The organism is Mesobacillus campisalis (genome assembly GCF_000986785.1).
GTDB classification, from domain to species: Bacteria; Bacillota; Bacilli; order Bacillales; family Cytobacillaceae; genus Mesobacillus_B; species Mesobacillus_B campisalis.
This window is the reverse complement of record NZ_LAYY01000011.1, coordinates 143,724-163,787: the sequence shown is the minus strand read 5'-3', so window position 1 is coordinate 163,787 and position 20,064 is coordinate 143,724. Positions and strand designations below refer to the sequence as shown.

Genomic DNA, 20,064 nt, shown 5'->3' with positions numbered 1-20,064 from the left:
CCCACGTGTTACTCACCCGTCCGCCGCTGACCATCGGGAGCAAGCTCCCGAAGATCCGCTCGACTTGCATGTATTAGGCACGCCGCCAGCGTTCGTCCTGAGCCAGGATCAAACTCTCCAATAAGATGAGACTTCCGTCGCGGGGTGTTCTTCCCCGTGATGGTTAGTCGAATCAATCGGGTATTTACGGGCAGTTATCCGCGGAGCGGATACTACTGCGCGTTAATACGCGATAAAAGAGTGATTAGCTCATAAAATAAAACGTTGGCTCGTGAATCTCTTTTATATAGAAGAAACACGATATTATTGTTTGTTGACGCTTGTTTGTTTAGTTTTCAAAGAGCAATTTCTTATGACGCTCAAAAGCGACATGTATTAATATACCACGCATAAACGACAAAGTCAACAAGTATTTCAGCAAAATTTTTATATAAAAAAGCAAATTGTGATTTACTTGCTGCGTGATGTTTATAATCCTAACATTCTCATCAAAAAGATACAATGGTAGTTTTATCCAGCTAGGAGTTCAGCATGCTGACCAATCCAACATAAATGCCCAATCCTAAAATTAATGAGAGAATCTTACCCCACCATTTAATATTGATTATGAAAAATAAAGAGGAAATGACAAGCAGAAACAGCCATTTCGAAAGGTCAATTGGTAAAGAATTTAAAAATTTAAATTCAGGAATTATGACGGTTGTTAAATAAAGCAGAAAACCTATAATGATTGAATACATACTAATTCTTTTAATGTTAAAGGTCATCCCTTCTAATAATGAGCATTTTTCCAAGCATACCATAGACATCCGGGATTCTGCATTAAATGGCTCTATCCCTCGTCATCCAAATCAGAAAAAAGGATAAAGCAAAGAATCAGACCCAGTAAGTGAAGGTGTCCATTATTCCAAGCATTATAAAAACAACGGCAGCAGCTTTTAGGATCCTGTTCCCTAACTTTCTGCTTTTTTTCATCATCGCACCATCCAGTCCAAAATAAGTTATTATCCCCGCAAAAACGAGAACCGGAACAGATGTGCCAACTGCAAAAACGGAAGGCAGCACGGCACCGTATGAAGAACTTAACACGAGTGGTATCAGGGAAAAGAAAAATAAAGAAAACATCGTCGGACAAAATGCCAGCGAGAAGCTAACCCCCATTAAAAAGGAGCCCATTTTTCCTCCTCCTGTCCATTGCGGGATTCTCTCGGTCCATGTCTGAAGCCAGCGGAGTTTAAACACTCCCAATAAAGTAAAGCCGATTATAATAAATAAAGGGCCCATGAGCTTCCTGAATAACGAGAAATATTCCGGAAGTATACTCTGAAATCCTTGTCCAAGCCCCCATACCGCCAAACCAAGCCCCGTAAAGACCACCACTTTCCCAATGATGAAACAACTTATCTCCACCCATTGGTGTTTGGCTGTGATACTCCTGCTGCCGTAAAGTGTGATCGCACCCATATTTCCCGTCAGCTGACAAGGCGCCAATGCACCAATCAGCCCTAGTATTAAAGCAGCCAAAAGTGGATACTGCTTGGTCCCATTTACAATGTTAAAGAAAGGACTGCTCAAAAACTGGCTTATTTCGGAAAGAACCTGATACATTCATGATACCCCCACCGTGTTATATCCGCTATTATACTGTATAACTATCAAAAAAGGATGCAGTTCCAAGAATGCTCACATATTGGCCAAAACTTCGTTGTTCTATTGAACGCAAAAACACTCCTTCTCGTCAGACAGGAGTGCTCCTTTTTTACTGTTGTTCAATGATGTACCAATTAGGGCTCCTTCGCCTTTCCCATTTTCACCATCAGCAGCCCGCACACAGCTCTGTAAACAGCTCTTCTCCATTAGCTATCAAAACTCGTTCTTCTTGTGCCTGGAAACTCGGGGATGGTCTCACAGTTATCAAAACAGCCAGAGTTAATACGCCTGCCACAGCAATAAGCCAATTTTCCATGTTCATCCCTACTCTGGTATTGGAGTTGGAGTTGGAGTACCATAGCTTTCATATTTCTTGGTAATCAATCGATTTATCTCTTTTAAATCCTTGCCATCACTCTGCAGTTCAACCGCCTCCCGGGCGATTTTGACACAAATGTCTCAAGCGATGCCATGCTGATCCCATTCTGTCACTTGATTATCCCGACCCATTTGTTTAATAAAACAATTCAGGTTACTGGTATGTCCTGCTGATTCATAACAATTGCAATAACAGGGCACTGCAGCCAATGCTTCTGGATGCTGAGCCGCCATGACATATGTTTCCTGCACAATTGGAGATGAATTGAGCACATAATCTGGCATCGCACTGTGTTTGGCATCAAGCACGAGTTCTTCTTTCTCGCCAGAACTGCAGCCAGTGGTAAGTCCAAGTGATAAAATTCCCATTATGAACAAGAGAATTAGACGCTTCATTTTGTCCTCCTTCCTTTCCTGTTGATTGTTTCTTAAGGTTTACATCTATAATGTAAGTTAAAAGATTGCAGAAATTGGGCAGAAACAGTGAAGAAATGGTTACCATCCACACAAAAAACCTGTACATAAAGAATATGTACAGGCTACTCTTTGAAACATTACGCCGCCATTTGACGGCAAACCTCCGCGCATCTGACACAAGCTTTTGCACATTTCTGGCAATGTTCATGATCATGTTTGCTGCATTCGTTTCCACAGGCCTCACAGATTTCAGCACAGAGCTGGCATATTTGCTTTGCGAATGGGCTGCCACTTTGCATGGATTTAACAGCAAATGCACATATATCGGCGCATTCCCGGTCCATTCGAATACAATCTGCCATCATTTTCAAATCATCTTCCTTGAGGCAGGCATCATAACAGACATTGCATGCTTCCATACATTCAAGACAAGCTTGTATGCATTCTTCATAAGTCACATTCATTATTGAGCACTCCTCACGTATAGTTTTTTTCAGTTGATACATTCCCTTTCATAAACTAAATAAACTTGCTGCCCCATCGGACAGCAAGCTTATGCCTCTATCTTATATCCAATGCCCCACACCGTTTTAACGAATGATTTATCCGCCCCCGCATGTTTTAGTTTATCCCGCAGATTGCGGATATGCGAGTCGACAGTGCGGTCTTCTCCTAGAAATTCCATTCCCCAGACAAGCTCCACAAGCTGTTCCCGGGAAAGCACCTTCCCTTTATGCCTCAAAAGAGCTTCCAATAAGTCAAATTCTGTTTGTGTAAGACTCATTTTATTTCCATTGAAAGAAACTTCCCTGGCTGCAAGATTCATGTGCAAGTTTTTATAATTAAGTATTTCCTTATCCGGGACAGTCTTCTTCGATCTGCGCAACAGCGCCTGAACCCTTGCCATCAGTTCACTTTCATCAAATGGTTTTACGAGATAGTCATCTGCCCCAAGGGATAGTCCGCTGACTTTATCCTGCACGGATGCCTTTGCCGTCAGCATCAGGACGGGAATATCGGAGATTTTGCGTACTTGTTCCAGGGTCTGCCATCCATCCACCAAAGGCATCATGACATCAAGGATCATAAGGTCATAATCATTTATTTCGATTTTTTGAATCGCTTCCTTTCCATTTTCCGCTTCTTCTACAAGATAATTTTCTTGTCCTAAGTAAAGCCTCAACAGCTTTCTCATTTGAAATTCATCATCGACTATTAATACTTTATTCAATTTTGCCCTCTCCAATTGTTTATATTTTTAAATATATGGTGAATTCGGAACCTGAATTTTCTGTACTATTTGCTCTTACAACCCCGTTATGCGCCTCAACGATTAGCTTTACAACGTACAAGCCTAGACCGCTTCCCCCTGTACTTCTGGTCCGGGACTTGTCAACCCGATAAAAGCGGCTCCAGATTTTCGGCAGATCTTCGGGTGAGATTCCAATCCCGGTATCCTGCACTTCAATGATCAGGAATTCATTGTTCACATGGGATCTCAATGTAATGTGCCCTTCGTTTGTGTATTTAATGGAGTTTTCTACCAGATTGAAAATAGCCTGTTCCATTCGGAGTACATCAATCTCTATTTCAGGTGAATCTTCTGCAAGGTCCAAAGACAGGATAATTCCTTTTTCAGCCGCAGCAGGCTTTAAAGTCGTAAACACCTTCTTGATTATCAAATTGACATTGGCCTGTTGTTTATTCAGTACAAATTGGCCTGCCTGAAGCTTGCTCATATCAAGCAAATCGTTGACTAGAAGCGAAATCCTGCTAGCCTCTTTATTAATAATCTGAAGGTATTCCTGCTGTTCTTCCCTGGTTTTCACAATGTCTTTGTTCAAAATATCACTGTAGCCTTTAATGTAGGTCAGGGGCGTCCGCAATTCATGGGAAACAGAGGCAAGAAAGTCATTCCGGCTGTCTTCGAACTCTTGCAGCTGTTCGCCGAGCAGCTGGATGGAGTGCCCAAGCTGGGCAACTTCATCGTCACCGGAAATCGGGATTTTCTGCTTGTATTTTCCAAGTGCCATTTTATTGGTTGCTTCCTTCATAGTAATTAAGGGCCTGGTAAGCGTCCTGGACAAAACTCCAATCAACCCAAAAGCGATGAGGACAATGCCAATTCCTGAAACCAGCATGATCGTATCAACAACTTGGACGATGTCCCTTAATATCTTGGAAGGGTAAAACATGTAAACAAAGCCCTCGTTCTTTCCTATGGCAGATACAGAGATGATATAATCGCTCTTTTCCCAATCCACCTCGATAAAACCGTTAAACAGCTTATTGCCGGCAGGAATCAGCGCCTCTTTCATGTCCTGGCTGGGAGGAACGGATGAAGCAAGAATGTTTTGGTCGATATCTGTAATCAGGACATGAGTGGTTACGTCAGATTCCATTTTGACCACATGTTCAATCGTTCCCTGGTTAAATTGCCTGGCCAAGACATTGGCATGATTTTTCCCTCTGATGAGCAGGTCATGCTTCACATAATCAATGAATAAATTAGTAAATGCCCCGTATAAAATGAAACCCAATATGAACAATAAGGCGATAAAGAGCCCGCTAAAGAGCAGGGCAAGCTTAATCGAGATGCTGTTGATTTTCAATTTGCTCTTCATGTTTTTTCTCCTGAGTATAATCATGAAACCACTATACTAATATGGTTTATCTTCATCATAATGCATAACTAAAGAGAGAGGATGGAGAAATTTATAGATTTTTTGAACACTATATGTACATATCCACTGAAAAAAGACCCGAAATAATCGGGTCCTGCATTTAATGGTTCCTCTCCTCTGTATGGCTCGGGGTCTCCTCAGGGTTTACTGCTGAGGCATAAATTCCATAACCGCCCATTACAAGGAGCAAATAGGCAATGGCTGCAAGCGTCCATTTTTTTATCATTCTTCCATCTCCTCTACAGTTTAACCTTTTGAAGCCGAAGAGCGTTCAGAACCACGGAAACCGAGCTGAAGGCCATGGCAGCACCAGCAAGCCATGGCGCAAGGAACCCAAGCGCCGCGACAGGAATTCCCAGGCTGTTGTAAGCAAATGCCCAGAACAGATTCTGCCTGATATTCCTGATTGTCAGTTTGCTCATGAAAATGGCGTCGGCAATGCTGTTCAGGTCGCCGCGAATCAGGGTGATGTCCGCTGCTTCCATTGCAACATCTGTTCCTGTTCCAATCGCCATTCCAATATCGGCCACGGCCAAAGCGGGCGCATCATTGATGCCATCTCCAACCATGGCGACCTTTTTGCCTTCAGCCTGAAGTTTTTTCACTTCATCCGCTTTTCCTTCAGGAAGGACCTCCGCAATCACGTGGTCAATGCCAACCTCCGCCGCAATGGCGTTGGCTGTCTGCTGATTATCACCAGTGATCATGATGACATCCAGCCCCATACTTTTGAGCCGCTTGACTGCAGCCTTGGATGTTTCCTTTATGGTGTCGGCAACAGCCACCATTCCGGCGTATTGCCCTTCGATGGCGACAAGCATTGCGGTTTTTCCCTCGCGTTCAAGGGCATCCATTTTATCCAATGCATCCGAAACTTCAATTTGATGCTTTTTCATCAGCTTTCTCGTTCCAACTAGCATTTCCTTATCATTCACAATTGCTTTAATCCCGAATCCAGGAATGGCTTCAAAAGAGTTTGCCTCCTGGAGCAGAATTCCCTTTTCCCTGATGCCGGAAACAATGGCTTCTGCGAGCGGATGCTCCGATTGTTTCTCGGCGGAGCCAACAAGAGCCAGGAACTCTTCCTCCTTATAGGGATCATTAACATCAACATCTGTCAAAACAGGTTTTCCGTTTGTAACGGTACCTGTTTTATCCAGAATAACCGCCTGGATACGGTGAGTCATTTCCAGATGTTCTCCGCCCTTAAAGAGGATTCCGTATTCTGCTGATCGCCCGGAACCTGCCATAATCGAGGTGGGGGTAGCCAGCCCGAGTGCACAAGGACAAGCGATGACCAGTACGGCAATCATTTTTTCCAGCGCTTCGGCGAAATCTCCCGGCACCACCATCAAGTACCAGACCAGGAAGGTAATAATGGCGATTCCGACCACAATCGGAACAAAAACCCCTGAAATTTGGTCAGCAAGACGCTGGATGGGAGCTTTCGATCCTTGTGCTTCCTCAACCACCTTGATGATTTGGGCAAGAGCGGTATCTCTGCCTACCTTCGTCGCTTCAATCTTTAGAAAGCCATTTTTATTGATGGTGGATCCAATCACTTCATCTCCGGATTTCTTGTCGACAGGGACACTCTCACCTGTCAGCATCGATTCATCAATCGCCGATTGGCCTTCCACAATCAATCCATCAACCGGGATTTTTTCACCAGGCTTCACATGGATAATGTCCCCAACCGCGACTTCTTCCAAGGAAACTTCCTGCTCGATGCCGTTCCTTTCAATAATCGCCGTTTTAGCCTGCAAACCCATGAGTTTCTTGATCGCTTCGGAAGACCGTCCTTTTGCTTTCGCTTCAAACAGTTTTCCCAGAATGATCAAGGTGATCAGGATCGCACTCGTTTCATAGTATAGCTCGACCATATGGGCATTTGACCCAATGGAGGCGAAAGACAGATAGAGACTGTAAAAATAGGCAGCGGATGTGCCAAGTGCGACCAGAACATCCATATTGGCACTTTCATTTTTCAGGGCTTTATAGGCCCCTACATAAAATTGCTTCCCGATGATAAATTGAACCGGTGTGGCCAGTGCAAGCTGTACCCACGGGTTCATAAACATGTCGGGCACAAATATGAACCGGGTGAAAGAGAAATGCCCGACCATCGCCCACAACAATGGCAGCGATAGGATCGCTGAAAAGATAAACTTTCCTGTTTGCTTTTCAATTTCCAGCTGGCGGTGGTCTGCGGCTTCCTGCTGGTTTTCCTCTTCTTTGACCATCGCCCCATATCCGAGTTTCTCGACTTTTTTTATTATGTCTTGTTTGCTAAGGACAGTTGGGTTGAACTCTACTGCTGCTTTTTCCAGCGCCAAATTCACGCTGGCATTTGAAACTCCTTCAAGTTTATTCAGTCCTTTTTCTATTCTTGCCGAGCATGCAGCACATGTCATTCCTCTAATATCAAACTCCGCTTTCTCCATTACGACATCATACCCGAGATCTTTGACTTTTTTCTCCAGGGCGGCAGGATTGGTAACAGCCGGGTCATACTTGATGGATGAACGCTCAAGAGCCAGGTTGACAGTTGCTTCCTGCACCCCTTCTACTTTTTTAAGTCCTTTTTCGATCCTCACGGCACAAGCTGCGCAAGTCATTCCCGAAATTTGCAATGTCGCTTCTTTTTCTTGCTGACTCATCTTCTCACTCCCCATACCTGTATAGGGTATATTTTATTGAAAAAGGAACGTGCTAAATGGTTAGCACGTCTTTGGTTTTGTTAAGCTACATCATAGCCTTGATCATCAATTGTTTCCTTGATTTTATCCAGTGTGACAGCTTGGTTGTTATACTCCACATCTACTGTTCCTGCCTCCAGGTTTACTTTAACAGAGTTAACTCCCTCAAGTTCTCCCACACTGCCTTCAACAGCCTTCACGCAATGTCCGCATGACATTCCAGCTACATTTAAAGTTACCTTTTCCACTATAACAGCTCCTCTCAAAAAATTCCTTTTTTACTTTTTCATTAATTTTTGGATGGTGACAAGCAGTTCATCTACAACTTCGTGGTCACCTTCCTGGATTCTCTCGACCACACAGCTCTTCATATGTCCTTCAAGAAGAATCTTGGCAACACTGTTCAGGGCTGCCTGAGTCGCAGAAATTTGTGTAATGACATCATCACAGTAAGTATCCTTTTCAATCATACCCTTTATTCCTCTAATTTGACCTTCAATCCGGTTAAGCCTGGTGATCATATTGCTTTTCAACTTATCCGAATGATGGCTCTTGCGGTCAGCGCCATCTGTATGACAGTCATTTTCACATAGAGGCACATCAGCCATTTGATGAATTTTTTCCATTACACCAACTCCTTGAAATTAATATTACCATACCCCTCTATAGTATGTAAATCATTTCGAATTGTTGTCATTAATTGTTCACAAATAATGTAAGCAAGCGAAAAAGGCTGGTCAAAGCAGAGTCATTGATCCAGCCTTTTTCGCTTTTTCCATATCATATAAATACCTGCCAAACCCAATCCAATAACCGCAGCAGCTAGTTGAAATCTTGCTTCCAGGTTAATCACTGCATGAACAGAGTACGCCTCTATAGCTAACGCAGGAATTTTTCCAAATGTGCTCGCAAAAGCGAAATGTACCAGGCTCATTCTGCTCATCGAGGCTGCCAGGGTTACCAGCCCTGACGGGACAAAAGGAAATATCCTCATGATAAAAACAAGGTAGACGGCCTCCATGCCGCTTGTTTCCTTCAGCTTCTCCAATAACTGGTTATTCCCTTTATTCCCATACTTGCCTTTCATCGCTTCAATGCCTCTTCGATAAAGATAAAAGCCGATAATTGCTCCTATTGCTTCCCCTGCGATTGAGACAATCAATCCGATTTTAAAACCAAAAAAGAGGATGTTGGCTGCTGTCAGAAAAGCGCTTGGCACGAAACCTGCGATTGAAATAAGCACGTTGAGAAACAAGCTGAACAAAACAGCCAGCAATCTATTATTTGGCAGTATTTCAAGAACGAATTCCATCTCAACCTCCATTGTTGTTCTTCACCGATTTGCCACAGAAATGAGCAATTCCTGCATGTTCAAGATTTGGTAAACCTTTCTCGATATTCTCTGCACAATTTCCCTTCATTCTTAACAATATCAAAATATAGAAGGAGAGTAACCATGACAATGAAAACAAAGCTTCTATCGTGGGGAGTGCCCCTCGCAGCTGCCTCATTCCTGTTTATCAGCGGCTGCTCGCAAGCAGAACAGGCAAAAGATCCAGTAAAAGATGTTTCTGCTGAAACAAAGAATGTGCAGGCCGCCGGGGATTTTGAAGCCAGACTGGCTGGCGGAAAGCTTGGCAGTGAAAGCATTGCTTTTGTCGGCGGTGGCGGCAGCAATAAACTGTGGGTCATTGACGCCAAATACCACAAACTTGTCACCACCATCGATGCAGGAGGTCCGAAACTGGAACGCACCGAACAAAGATATCCTAACCTGCATGATACCCATGCTATCACCTTTACGAAAGATTTCAAGCTTATGTTCACTGTAAATTGGCTTAGCTATGACGAGCCATCGTATGTAATAGCCTATGACCCGGCAACATTCAAAGAGCTTTGGAGAGTCCCAGCCGGAAAGGGCGGACACCACTCCGCTTTGTCTCCTGATGACAAGTATTTGTATGTGGCCAACCAATATGGTGATTCGGTTTCCGTCATTGACGTCAAGGCGAGGAAGAAAATCAAGGACCTTCCGACAGGAAAAGGAACTGATTATATTTCACCTTCCATGTATTGGGATGGCAAAGCGATCGATTCCCCTTACCTTTTTGTCAGTGTGGACCAGGAAGACAAGGTCACAGTCATTGACTGGCAAAAAAACGAAGTAGTGAAGGATATACCTGTAGGAGCGAGCCTTCACGGCGTTAACCTCACACCGGACGGGAAAGAAGTTTGGACTGCAGTACGGGGCGACGTAAAAAGCGTAGTGATTATTGATGCAAAGACACTGGAAATCAAGGACAAAATCCAATTCGAGGAAGGACCGACCCATATTTCATTCAGTCCTGATGGAAAATACGGGTATTTGACCACAGGCAAAAACCAGATTTTCAAGGTAGATGCTGCTACCCATGAAATAATCTGGAACTCAACTGGCACTACCATCCCAGCCCATACCGGCATCTCACCCGACGGAAGGGAACTTTGGACATTGAACCACGGAATGGACGAGCGTTATAACTACCAGCTCGGCGGTGAAGTGGTGAGCGGCGTCCAAGTGTGGGATACGGAAAACGGGGAGCTAATTACCGAAATCCCAGCAGAAGGAGTCCCTCATGAAATTCAGTTCATTTCTTATTCAGCCCTTGGAGGCGGTGTTGCACTGACAAGCGAAGAGGTCCATTCACATGGCACCCATTCCATTGCAGAGGCCGGAGAGAAGATATATAAAGAAAGCTGCATCACTTGCCATGGCACAAATCTCGATGGGGGCAGCGGACCTGCATTAAATACAATTGGCGGACTCAAGTCCAAAGATGAAATTCTCGATGCCATTACCAACGGAAAAGGCATGATGCCAAGCGGCCTTGTTTCTGAAACAGATGCAAAAATCCTCGCTAACTGGCTCGGAGAGAAGAAATTATCCGAGAATCAATAAGAAAAAAGCTGCCTCAAAGATTATCTTTGAGGCAGCTTTTTTCTCTGTACCTAAGCAAACAACAGGACTGCAGTCCCGACAATAAAACAATAAATACTGAAGATCACGAGGTTGCCCCTGGCCATGATTCCCATAAACCATTTAAGGGCAAAGTAGGAAGCTATGATTGAGACAAGGAACGCCCCCAGGTAAGGAATGAAGAGCTGTCCAAGATTTGGATCATTCGCGATATCGGTAATGCTTAAAAGCGTGCCGCCAAGGCTGACCGGAATATACAGCAAGAAGGAAAAGCGCAGCGCTGTCTCCGGTTTCATGCCAAGCCCCATTGCCGCTACAATGGTAGCTCCTGAACGGCTGATTCCCGGGATAAGCGCAACAGCCTGGGCAAGCCCGACAATGATTGCATCCTTGAAGGTAAGGTCGCCGTCGCGTTTTCTGCCTCGAAGGTTGCGAATCAAAAAGAGAGCCGCACCTGTGACCAGCAGGGTAATTCCAATCACATGCACCCCTTTCAGGGCCTCGGAAATCTGGTCATTGAAAAGCACGCCAATGATTCCGGCGGGAATGGTTGCAACAATCAAATAAATAATAAAATAAAAATCGGATTTAGATTCCGGATTCCTAGTTGTAATGTAAGAGAGCCCGTTTCTCACAAGACGAGTGATGTCATGCCAGTAGATAATAAATACCGAAATCAGCGACCCTGCATTTACAAGCAGTTCAAAGCTCATGCTCTTCGTTTCAATTCCCATAAAATACTGTGCCAGCACCAGATGCCCGCTGGACGAAACAGGTATAGGCTCGGTAAAGCCTTGGAGCAATCCTAAGAATAAGTATTTTAGCAGTGTTAAAAACTCAAACTCCATCATTATTTCTCCTTCATCTTCCATCTCTTTGTTTAAGGAATTCCTCCCGAAAATACATCTTTTACAGTTTAGCATATTCGCTGGGACAAGTTTAACTATTTCCTGACCCCGACGAAAAACAGAAGCAGCCTTCAATCATTGCCAATATTGATAAGAAAGAATAATCAAGTATTTAAAACGGACATCCTGCCATATACTTTAATGTTCCACCAAACCTGCTATTCAAAGGAGAATACCATTTGCATTGTTTATGTGAAGTGCTGGATCCTGCAAAGTATGCCCTCGAAAAGCCCGTTGCGATACTGGAAGACAAGGAAGCGCTGCTATCTCTTTTCGGCATCCCCAGTGATTTCTGGCTCAACATGTTTCAGTTTGACAACCGCTTGCTGACCGTTTGCTTCGAATCCAATGACCTTGATTATTTACGTATTATCGTTGTTTATGATTATCCTTATTTTTGTTCGGACAAAGAAATTAAAGAAGCCATCATTTTTCATGAGTTAGGACACATCCTGCATCCTGTATTAGAAAAAGAGATAAATCATCAGGCCGAAATCAGCTGTGATCAAAATGCGGTGATTCATGGGCATGAGAATGGGGTTAAAAAAGTCCTGGCCATGCTCTCGCGTACAGCCAGGACAATAAACAGCCCCCTCCTGCTCGAAGCAGCTGAACTAAGAACGAAGGCATTAAATACCGAGGCTTGTTAATAATGGGAATTGATTCGTAAAAAAGCACTCCCCATCAGCGGGAGTGCCCTGCCCTTCTTGCTATCTCACCTGGCCGTTGCCCCTCATTTTAAATTTAACGGTAGTTAAGGCCGGCAATCCCATCGGTCCGCGGGCATGAAGTTTTTGCGTGGAAATGCCAATTTCGGCGCCAAACCCAAGTGCGTTTCCATCTGTAAATCTAGTAGAAGCATTGTGGTAAAGAGCGGACGCGTCAACTAGCTTCATGAAGTGCTCCGCGTTTTCTTTATTTTCAGTAATGATAGCCTCCGAATGCTTTGTTCCATATCTGTCAATATGGGTGATGGCTTCTTCCATATCGTGTACAATTTTCACGGCAATATCAAGGCTCAGATATTCATTTTTCCAGTCTTCTTCCCCGGCAGGAATCGCTTTTGGTATGAGCTTAACAGCAGCTTCGTCTCCATGTACGGAAATATTATGTTCCCTTAACGTATCATTTAGCAGGGAGTAATTCGAAGCAAGCCATCCCTTGTGAATAAGGACCGTTTCGGCCGCGTTGCAAACCGCCGGCCTGTCTGTTTTAGCATTCACTAAAATGTACATGGCCTTAGCCGGATCCGCATCCTTGTCAATGTACAAATGGCAGTTACCCACTCCTGTTTCCAGCACAGGAACTGTTGCATTGTTAACAACTGCCTGTATTAAGGAGGCTCCCCCGCGTGGAATCAGGACATCAATATGTTCCTTCATCGTAAAAAGCTTTTGTGTCGCTTCCCGGTCTGTGCTGAAAACAAATTGAACAGCTTCCTGTGGGATTTTCGTTTCCTCCAGGGCGCGGTGCATCACATCGACAATCGCCTGGTTTGAGTGAAGAGCGGATGAACCGCCTTTTAGTACAATCGAATTTCCTGATTTGAGCGCAAGGCCAGCAGCGTCCACTGTGACATTTGGGCGGGCTTCATAAATCATTCCAATGACGCCAAGAGGAACAGTGATTTTTTCAACCTGCAAACAATTATCAAGTGTCCAGCTTGAAACAATTCTGCCTGAAGGGTCTTCCAGTTTTGCGACCTGTCTTAAACCTGCGGCAAAATCGGTAATCCGCTCTTTTGACAGTGCCAGCCGATCCATGAAGGCTGGCTCAAATCCCTGCTGCCTGCCTGCATCCAAATCTTTAGCATTAGCGTTTAGAATGGAAACAAACTCTGCTTCAAGAGCGTCCGCAATTCTAAGCAGGGCTTCATTTTTTTCTTCAGCCGTTAATAGGCTTACCTTTCGTGCCGCATGTTTTGCGGCGATCGCTTGGTCCTCAACATTTTCACTTACCTTAAGTAACGCCATCTTATCCCTCCTGTTGTTTTAAACACCTATTGGCAAACTGAAGCTGTGTCTGCTCACGAAATCCTCCATGTTCACGACTGGGCTTTGCTGTTCACCAGGATTAACATCCAGGTTATGCAATTCTTCAGATGAAAAGTTGACCACTCCGAGTCCTATCTCATCCCCAGCTGTATCCAACAGCCGGATGACGGCTCCTTTGGAAAATTCTCCTTCAACACCAACAACGCCAGCGGGAATCAGACTCTGCTTCCTTTCCATCATCATATTCCTTGCCTCTTGGCTGATGGTCATGTTCCCTTCAGGTCCAGAGTGGAAAGCAATCCATTTCTTTTTTTGGTTTAAATCATCCATTTTCATTCCAGCTTTAAAATACGTGCCTCTTGCCTCTTCCTTAACCGCGTCTGTCAGGACATTGCGAGTTCCGGCTTTTCCCAGGAAGGTCGTGATTCCGGAAGCCATCGCAATCTTGACTGCCCCAATTTTGGATTTCATCCCGCCAGTGCCTACCGCACTTCCCGAGCCGCCTGCGGCTGCTTCGATTTCAGGCGTAATTTCAGTGACGATATCAAGTAATTTGGCGTCCTTATTCGTTCTTGGATTCGCATTATACAAGCCATCAATATCTGAAAGGATGATCAGCCTGTCAGCATCCACTATTCCTGCCACTTTGGCTGACAATGTATCATTGTCTCCAAATTTCAGCCGGTCAACCGTCACCGTGTCGTTTTCATTTACAATCGGGATGATTCCTCTTTCAAGCAATACATTCAGCGTGTTCCGCACGTTTTGGTAACGCCCTTCATCAGAGAAGTCACTTCTTGTAATCAGGATTTGGGAAGCAACATAACCGTGGGAAACAAAGATTTCAGAATATGCTTCAATAAGCAGTCCTTGGCCAATGGATGCCGCTGCCTGCTTTTCAGGCAGTGTTTCGGGCCGCTTCAGGCAGCCAAGCTTCCGGTAGCCGGCCGCCACTGCGCCGGACGAAACCAATACCACTTCATGTCCTTCGTCCTTCAGCATGACAACCTCATCTGCCAGTTTTTCCAGCTTCCTCCTGCTGATTTCTCCATGCCGGCTTGTTAACGAACTGCTCCCTATTTTGATGACTACGCGCTGCTGCCTCTTGCTAGAGGTCATATTATCACACCTTTGTATTATTTTTTGGTACTAAATAACTTTCAGTTTTTTCGTTTCAAGCTGGGCACTGATTTCCTTGGACCGCTGCGCTGCCTGTTTAACCGCACGGGAAATGGCCTTTCCGCCGCCGTTTTTGCTAAGGGCTTCCAGACCAGCTGCAGTAGTTCCGTTAGGGGAGGTCACCTTTTCCCTGAGCACTTCAGGAGACTCTTCCTGTTCCTGTATCATTCGGGCAGCACCCAGAATCGTCTGGGCTATAATCTGGCGGGTAGTCTCCTGGTCCAGACCGCCGCTTTGTCCTGCCTTTTCCATATGCTCCATCAAATAGTAGAAATACGCTGGACCGCTGCCGGCAATGCCGGTAAAAATGTCCATTTGGCTTTCATTGATAATGAATACTTCCCCAATGCATTGAAGGAGCCGTTGCGCAATTGAAAGATTTTGCTGTGATGTATGTTTTCCAGGGGAAATTGCTGTAGCTGATTCGCCAATCATGCTTGAAGTGTTGGGCATGACCCTGACCACCTGTTGGCCATATGGGAGAAGGTCTTCCATGAACGAGGTTGAGATGCCTGCCAGGACCGATAACACCAGCTGATGGGGACGCAAATGATGATTTAAAGAAATTAGCGCATTTTCAGCATCCTTTGGCTTCATTGCCAAAATCACAACATCCATATTCTCATAACAAAGTTCTTCCTTCGGCACTCCATGTATGCCATATTTTCTCTGAAGCTGTTTCAGTCGCTCGGTGTTGCTGTTATTTGAAACGGTAATCTGGGCAGGTTTGACAATGCCGCTTGCTGACATCCCTGCAATCATGGCCTCCGCCATTGACCCTGCACCCAAAAAGACAATCTTTTTATCCTTAAACATTCCCTCACTCCTAATCTGTTCGCTTTTTTGTTCTGTTTTTTCACGATGTTTTTATACTAACACGCTGATAATCAGATTCAAGGGAATAAGGGAAAGTCATGAGAAAAAGAGCCAAAGATAGAGTGTAAACGCTGTCATCAAGAGGTGAGTTCTCCAGAGACCCTCTAAGGGGGAAATAACGGGTGACAGCCAATAATTTGAATTTTTAATCACCAATAAAAAATGCCTTGCTTCAAAATCGAAGCAAGGCATCTTCCGTTTTAGGTTTGAAACCACTTTTGTAGTTCCTGCCCGAGCTGATAAGCAGGGATCGGGCCCTCTAAACTCCCTCGAAAGCTTAGAATTCCCTACCCCTTTTTTATCTGGAATGTCTGTTTGCACTTATTAGATAATCACATAATTCTTATGTGACACCACTGTCCGGTTATTCACATATTCGCGATCTGAAAGGTTTTCGAGGATTTCAATGATGACCGAGTTTTCCTTCACCATTTCCACCTTCCCTTTGATTCCCTTATTGGAAACAATCTCGTCCCCAATATCCGCGATCCTCATTTTCATTGCTGCCTCCATCTTCATCTCACCTTTCCCCAATGTTTTATTATTTAGATAATAATCGCCAACTGCTTCCATTTCATTCCTGTTGTTAACATTTCTTACATGGTTTTTTTCGCGCACTTATTGTAAGGGCTTACATTCTTTAAGTTGCAGGCCCCCTCCCTACATCAATATGGCAGGAAGGGGGAAAGAATGCAGTATTATGTGTGGTTGTAATGTAAATGCAATACAAAAGTATCAAAGTGAAAGCAGGAACAGCAGATCTATTCCTCTCCAACTTTCACCAGCTGCTTGCCAATATTATCTCCGCGGAACAATCCCAGGAAGGCGTCCACCGTGTTTTCGAAACCCTCAACGATATTCTCCCGATACTTTATCTTCCCATCCTGTACCCATTGAGCCAACTGTGTCAACGCTTCTTTATTATGCTCGGCATAGTCCGAAACGATAAAGCCTTTCATCATTGAACTGGTGGTCAGCAATTGCCCCATCACCCGCGGGCCCATTTCAGGCCTTTCCAGATTGTATTGGGAAATTTGGCCGCAGATGATAATTCTCGCCTGAAAGTTAATCAGCGTCATAACGGCGTCGGTAACGCTTCCGCCAACATTGTCAAAATAAACATCGACGCCATTTGGACAAGCTTCCTTTAAGGCTCCGCGCAGATTTCCTGCCGTTTTGTAATTGATAGCCGCATCAAATTCCAGTTCATCGGTGATGTAGGCGCATTTTTCGTCCGACCCGGCAATGCCTACAACACGGCATCCTTTCAGCTTTGCAATTTGCCCGACAATCATGCCAACTGCGCCGGAAGCACCGGAAACGACCACTGTCTCTCCTTCCTTTGGCTGCCCAATATGTAAAAGTCCAAAGTAGGCTGTCAGGCCAGGCATGCCCAGAACATGAAGGGCCGTGGATATCGGCGCCCGGCCGGGATGGATCTTACGGATATCACTGCCATCGCTTACATTGTATTCCGCCCAGTCCAGCCTTCCTTCGACATACATGCCTGCTTCGAACCTCGGATTCCTGGAATCTAGCACTTTCCCAACAATTCCCCCCATAAACGGCTCCCCAACCTCATATGGCTTCGCATAGGATTTGGCAGCGGACATCCGGCCGCGCATATAGGGGTCCACTGATATGTAAATGGACTGGATGAGCACTTCCCCGTCCGTAATCTCGGGAACACTGCTCTCGACCCATTCAAAATTGCTTTCATCAGGCATCCCCACCGGCCTGCTTTTTAATAGGATTTTCCGGTTAAGCATAACATCTCCTCCTGTTTGATCGAAACCTTAACAACATCATACTACTTTTTTCCGAATTTTTAAATAAGTTGTCAAATACCTTTCTATAAAGATGGCACTTTTTCTCTATTGTCATTTAAATGTAATATACCAATCTAGGCCTTTTCTATTGGTAAAACAGTATAAACATGTTAAAATATCAATAGTAAACAACAAATCATTCTTGATAAAGGCAAATCCATTGAAAAATGGAGACGCAAAGCTATAGGGGCTAAAGTATAAGATACCACGCCAGCCAGCTACCGATTATGATGGAATGTACCCTTCCACTCTGATCATTTTGATTGGAAATCTTCTCATGCAGATTTTTTCCAATCAATTAAAACTAGGTACATAGGCTGAATTTCTTTATACTTCCCTGAAAATGAGGAGGTAGCCATGAGCAATACAGAAATTCTGAAGTTAATCGAGAAACTTGGCCAGCTGTTTACGGATTATAGGAATTGCCAGGACCAAAAAAAGAAAGAACAAATTTATAGGGATATCCAGGTAATCGGGAAAGCAATTGATGTGTAACCTGATTGAATCCGTGAGCTAAAAAGGAAAGGAGGCATGCTCCTTTCCTTTTTTTGTTCTCTAGATGCGTGAAAACTCCTCAACCAATTGAGAAAATTTCTTTAAAGCGTTCTGGATTGGTTCCGGAGAAGTTAGGTCTACCCCTGTCTTTTTTAACAGCTCCAGTGGATAATCGGCGCTTCCGCTTTTGAGGAACTCCAGATAAGAGGTTAACGTCTCTTTATCCCCTTCCAGTATTTTAGTTGCCAAATGGATCGCCGAAGCATAGCCTGTCGCATATTTGTATACATAGAATGGACGGTAAAAATGGGGAATCCTTGACCAGCCGTACTTAACTTCTTCGTCAAATACCACTTCATCGCCATTGTATTCGCGGAACAGTTGTTCATAAGTCCTATTGAATACGTCCACGTTCAAAGGCTGACCCTTCTCTGCCATTTCATGTGTTTTCTTCTCAAACTCGGCAAACATCACCTGAGTAAAGAAAGTTCCTTTAAATTGGTCAATAAAATGGTTGATCAGGTGCTTTCGAACGTCTTCATCCTGCTCATTGTTCAATAAATAATTGATCAGCAGCACTTCATTCACCGTTGATGCCACTTCAGCGACAAAGATGCTGTAGCGTGCCGAAATCTGCGGCTGGTGCTTGGAGCTCAGCCAGCTGTGGACTCCGTGTCCGCACTCGTGGACAAGCGTGAACAGGCTGTCAAGATCATCCTGGTGGTTCAGGAGGATGTAAGGATGGACCCCGTAGACACCCAGATTGTAGGCCCCCGAACGCTTCCCTTCTGTTTCACGGACATCGAGGTAGCGTCCCTTTTTAAACTCCTTCAGGATGGCCAGATACTCTTCCCCTAAAGGGGCAAGTGCTTTGCACATGATATCGTAGGCTTCCTCGTAGGAAATTTCCGGTTTTACCCCGCTTACAAGCGGGACGCTTAAGTCATACTGGCGAAGTTCATCAAGCTGCAATTTTTGCTTGCGGATTTCTGTATACCTGTGCATCGTCGCGATATTCTCTTTTGTCGTCGAAATTAGATTATCATATACTTCCTTAGGCACGTTGTCACCAAACAGCGCCTTTTCCAAAGCAGACGGATACTGCCTAATCCTCGCCATCGTGACATTGTTTTTAATGGCACCTGCAAGTGTGGAAGCAATCGTATTTTTCAGCTGAAGATATGGCTGATAATACGCTTTATAGGCTTCCCGCCGCTTTTTTCGGTCTTCATCCTCAATCAGCTTTGCATACATGCCCCTCGTCAGTTTAATTTTCTCTCCCTGGTCATTCGTCACTTCGCCGAAGCTGATATCGGCATTGTTGATCATCCCAAAAGTATTTCCAGGTACCGACAGCGCTTCACCAAGCTGGGACAGTACCGCTTCCTGGTCCCTGTTAAGGACATGAGGCTTATAGCGGAACGATTCCCATAGGTCTTCTTCAAAATAGGATAAGCCCTCTTCACCAGCTATGTACCCTTTTAGCGTTTCTTCCTCAAGGCTCAGCAGGTACGGCATGAAAAAGGAAGTTGCCGCACTCACCTTAACGCTTAGCTGCTTAGCGCGGTCCAAATAGGACTGGGAAGTTGTTTCCCTCGTATCTTCATCCACCTTCAGCATCGCAAAAGCATATAATTTCCCAAACTGAAACGACAGCTCTTCGCGCAGTTTCAAATACTGGTACAAACTTGACCCATCCTGGATCTTTCCATCCAATTCCTTTAGTTTCCCGGCCATCTCTTCTATTTGCCGGTAATCTTCTTCCCATTGGGCCAGGTCTGAATATAGGTCATCAAGATTCCATTTCTCCTCCAAAGGCACTTCTGCCCTGCTGCTGTACATTGTCATCGCAATCCTCCTCATGTGCTTAGGATTAAGCTATTACTTGAATATATTCTAATGATTACCTGCTAACACAATCAAATGAAACACAACAATGTTCAAATCATTTTGCCCTGATACGGTTTGGTGTACAATAAAAGTGAAAGGATGTGGAACG

General features: G+C 44.5%; 20 protein-coding genes, 1 rRNA gene and 1 riboswitch. Of the genes, 3 read left to right on the top strand and 18 right to left on the bottom strand.

Features of this window, described 5'->3' with window-relative positions:
* The 11 genes from WQ57_RS12150 to WQ57_RS12100 all read right to left on the bottom strand — a co-directional run.
* Positions 1-124: ribosomal RNA gene (locus tag WQ57_RS12150) — 16S ribosomal RNA — on the bottom strand; the annotation flags it as partial.
* Positions 125-876: 752 nt separating this feature from the next.
* Entirely contained in the window at positions 877-1,608 is a 732-nt protein-coding gene (locus WQ57_RS12140) for an urease accessory protein UreH domain-containing protein (protein WP_046524038.1), read from the bottom strand.
* 366 nt (positions 1,609-1,974) lie between these two features.
* Positions 1,975-2,424 carry a PCYCGC motif-containing (lipo)protein gene (locus tag WQ57_RS27210; RefSeq protein ID WP_338151902.1) on the bottom strand — a complete coding sequence of 150 codons (450 nt, stop codon included), beginning with the start codon at positions 2,422-2,424 and terminating at the stop codon, positions 1,975-1,977.
* 158 nt (positions 2,425-2,582) lie between these two features.
* Complete coding sequence (locus WQ57_RS26215) at positions 2,583-2,909, bottom strand: four-helix bundle copper-binding protein (RefSeq protein WP_084820258.1); 327 nt, start codon at positions 2,907-2,909, stop codon at positions 2,583-2,585.
* Between the two features lie 89 nt (positions 2,910-2,998).
* On the bottom strand, positions 2,999-3,676 hold the full coding sequence (locus WQ57_RS12125) for a response regulator transcription factor (protein ID WP_046524036.1): 678 nt from the start codon (positions 3,674-3,676) through the stop codon (positions 2,999-3,001).
* Between the two features lie 19 nt (positions 3,677-3,695).
* On the bottom strand, positions 3,696-5,069 hold the full coding sequence (locus WQ57_RS12120; RefSeq protein WP_046524035.1) for a sensor histidine kinase: 1,374 nt from the start codon (positions 5,067-5,069) through the stop codon (positions 3,696-3,698).
* A 160-nt stretch (positions 5,070-5,229) separates the two neighbouring features.
* The gene (locus WQ57_RS27335) at positions 5,230-5,355 is read right to left on the bottom strand and encodes a hypothetical protein (protein WP_277620289.1); all 126 of its coding nucleotides are present in this window, start codon (positions 5,353-5,355) and stop codon (positions 5,230-5,232) included.
* A 13-nt stretch (positions 5,356-5,368) separates the two neighbouring features.
* Positions 5,369-7,789: a heavy metal translocating P-type ATPase gene (locus WQ57_RS12115; RefSeq protein WP_046524034.1), complete on the bottom strand. Its 2,421-nt coding sequence runs from the start codon at positions 7,787-7,789 to the stop codon at positions 5,369-5,371.
* Positions 7,790-7,869: 80 nt separating this feature from the next.
* Entirely contained in the window at positions 7,870-8,076 is a 207-nt protein-coding gene (copZ, locus tag WQ57_RS12110; protein WP_046524033.1) for a copper chaperone CopZ, read from the bottom strand.
* Between the two features lie 30 nt (positions 8,077-8,106).
* Positions 8,107-8,436, bottom strand: a complete 330-nt coding sequence (locus tag WQ57_RS12105; protein ID WP_084820262.1) for a metal-sensitive transcriptional regulator — start codon at positions 8,434-8,436, stop codon at positions 8,107-8,109.
* A 140-nt stretch (positions 8,437-8,576) separates the two neighbouring features.
* The gene (locus tag WQ57_RS12100) at positions 8,577-9,140 is read right to left on the bottom strand and encodes a TVP38/TMEM64 family protein (RefSeq protein WP_046524031.1); all 564 of its coding nucleotides are present in this window, start codon (positions 9,138-9,140) and stop codon (positions 8,577-8,579) included.
* 144 nt (positions 9,141-9,284) lie between these two features.
* Here WQ57_RS12100 and WQ57_RS25700 point away from each other — a divergent pair, with 144 nt between their 5' ends.
* Positions 9,285-10,766 carry a cytochrome D1 domain-containing protein gene (locus tag WQ57_RS25700; RefSeq protein ID WP_052948733.1) on the top strand — a complete coding sequence of 494 codons (1,482 nt, stop codon included), beginning with the start codon at positions 9,285-9,287 and terminating at the stop codon, positions 10,764-10,766.
* Positions 10,767-10,816: 50 nt separating this feature from the next.
* Here WQ57_RS25700 and WQ57_RS12090 read toward each other — a convergent pair whose 3' ends face one another.
* Positions 10,817-11,632 carry an undecaprenyl-diphosphate phosphatase gene (locus WQ57_RS12090; RefSeq protein ID WP_046524047.1) on the bottom strand — a complete coding sequence of 272 codons (816 nt, stop codon included), beginning with the start codon at positions 11,630-11,632 and terminating at the stop codon, positions 10,817-10,819.
* A gap of 239 nt (positions 11,633-11,871) precedes the next feature.
* On the opposite strand from WQ57_RS12090, the gene WQ57_RS12085 reads away from it, so the two are divergent.
* Positions 11,872-12,342, top strand: a complete 471-nt coding sequence (locus tag WQ57_RS12085) for a hypothetical protein (protein WP_046524030.1) — start codon at positions 11,872-11,874, stop codon at positions 12,340-12,342.
* Positions 12,343-12,402: 60 nt separating this feature from the next.
* Here the strand turns inward: WQ57_RS12085 and WQ57_RS12080 are convergent, their stop codons facing one another.
* From WQ57_RS12080 to WQ57_RS12060, 5 genes are all read right to left on the bottom strand, one after another.
* Positions 12,403-13,665, bottom strand: coding sequence for a glutamate-5-semialdehyde dehydrogenase (locus tag WQ57_RS12080; protein ID WP_046524029.1), 1,263 nt, complete (start codon positions 13,663-13,665; stop codon positions 12,403-12,405).
* 18 nt (positions 13,666-13,683) lie between these two features.
* The gene (gene proB, locus WQ57_RS12075) at positions 13,684-14,805 is read right to left on the bottom strand and encodes a glutamate 5-kinase (protein ID WP_046524028.1); all 1,122 of its coding nucleotides are present in this window, start codon (positions 14,803-14,805) and stop codon (positions 13,684-13,686) included.
* A gap of 30 nt (positions 14,806-14,835) precedes the next feature.
* A complete protein-coding gene (gene proC / locus WQ57_RS12070; RefSeq protein ID WP_046524027.1) occupies positions 14,836-15,681 on the bottom strand; it encodes a pyrroline-5-carboxylate reductase in 846 nt (281 codons plus the stop codon).
* A gap of 384 nt (positions 15,682-16,065) precedes the next feature.
* Complete coding sequence (locus WQ57_RS26210; protein WP_241481525.1) at positions 16,066-16,314, bottom strand: DUF2187 family protein; 249 nt, start codon at positions 16,312-16,314, stop codon at positions 16,066-16,068.
* Between the two features lie 188 nt (positions 16,315-16,502).
* Complete coding sequence (locus WQ57_RS12060; RefSeq protein WP_046524025.1) at positions 16,503-17,510, bottom strand: NADP-dependent oxidoreductase; 1,008 nt, start codon at positions 17,508-17,510, stop codon at positions 16,503-16,505.
* Positions 17,511-17,710: 200 nt separating this feature from the next.
* Positions 17,711-17,796: riboswitch (cyclic di-GMP riboswitch) on the top strand.
* A 131-nt stretch (positions 17,797-17,927) separates the two neighbouring features.
* Here WQ57_RS12060 and WQ57_RS26645 point away from each other — a divergent pair.
* Complete coding sequence (locus tag WQ57_RS26645) at positions 17,928-18,065, top strand: hypothetical protein (RefSeq protein WP_156183122.1); 138 nt, start codon at positions 17,928-17,930, stop codon at positions 18,063-18,065.
* Positions 18,066-18,125: 60 nt separating this feature from the next.
* Here WQ57_RS26645 and pepF read toward each other — a convergent pair whose 3' ends face one another.
* Complete coding sequence (pepF, locus tag WQ57_RS12055; RefSeq protein WP_046524024.1) at positions 18,126-19,913, bottom strand: oligoendopeptidase F; 1,788 nt, start codon at positions 19,911-19,913, stop codon at positions 18,126-18,128.
* Between the last annotated feature and the right edge of the window lie 151 nt (positions 19,914-20,064).

Bases quoted from the DNA above. Each gene is read 5' to 3' on its own strand.
- pepF (WP_046524024.1), bottom strand. From the start codon at position 19,913: ATGACAATGTACAGCAGCAGGGCAGAAGTGCCTTTGGAGGAGAAATGG.
- WQ57_RS26215 (WP_084820258.1), bottom strand. From the start codon at position 2,909: ATGAATGTGACTTATGAAGAATGCATACAAGCTTGTCTTGAATGTATG.
- WQ57_RS12105 (WP_084820262.1), bottom strand. From the start codon at position 8,436: ATGGCTGATGTGCCTCTATGTGAAAATGACTGTCATACAGATGGCGCT.
- WQ57_RS25700 (WP_052948733.1), top strand. From the start codon at position 9,285: ATGACAATGAAAACAAAGCTTCTATCGTGGGGAGTGCCCCTCGCAGCT.
- WQ57_RS26645 (WP_156183122.1), top strand. From the start codon at position 17,928: ATGAGCAATACAGAAATTCTGAAGTTAATCGAGAAACTTGGCCAGCTG.
- WQ57_RS26210 (WP_241481525.1), bottom strand. From the start codon at position 16,314: ATGGAAGCAGTTGGCGATTATTATCTAAATAATAAAACATTGGGGAAA.
- proC (WP_046524027.1), bottom strand. From the start codon at position 15,681: ATGTTTAAGGATAAAAAGATTGTCTTTTTGGGTGCAGGGTCAATGGCG.
- WQ57_RS12100 (WP_046524031.1), bottom strand. From the start codon at position 9,140: ATGGAATTCGTTCTTGAAATACTGCCAAATAATAGATTGCTGGCTGTT.
- WQ57_RS12060 (WP_046524025.1), bottom strand. From the start codon at position 17,510: ATGCTTAACCGGAAAATCCTATTAAAAAGCAGGCCGGTGGGGATGCCT.
- WQ57_RS27335 (WP_277620289.1), bottom strand. From the start codon at position 5,355: ATGATAAAAAAATGGACGCTTGCAGCCATTGCCTATTTGCTCCTTGTA.
- proB (WP_046524028.1), bottom strand. From the start codon at position 14,805: ATGACCTCTAGCAAGAGGCAGCAGCGCGTAGTCATCAAAATAGGGAGC.
- WQ57_RS12115 (WP_046524034.1), bottom strand. From the start codon at position 7,789: ATGAGTCAGCAAGAAAAAGAAGCGACATTGCAAATTTCGGGAATGACT.
- WQ57_RS12140 (WP_046524038.1), bottom strand. From the start codon at position 1,608: ATGTATCAGGTTCTTTCCGAAATAAGCCAGTTTTTGAGCAGTCCTTTC.
- WQ57_RS12120 (WP_046524035.1), bottom strand. From the start codon at position 5,069: ATGAAGAGCAAATTGAAAATCAACAGCATCTCGATTAAGCTTGCCCTG.
- WQ57_RS12080 (WP_046524029.1), bottom strand. From the start codon at position 13,665: ATGGCGTTACTTAAGGTAAGTGAAAATGTTGAGGACCAAGCGATCGCC.
- WQ57_RS12090 (WP_046524047.1), bottom strand. From the start codon at position 11,632: ATGGAGTTTGAGTTTTTAACACTGCTAAAATACTTATTCTTAGGATTG.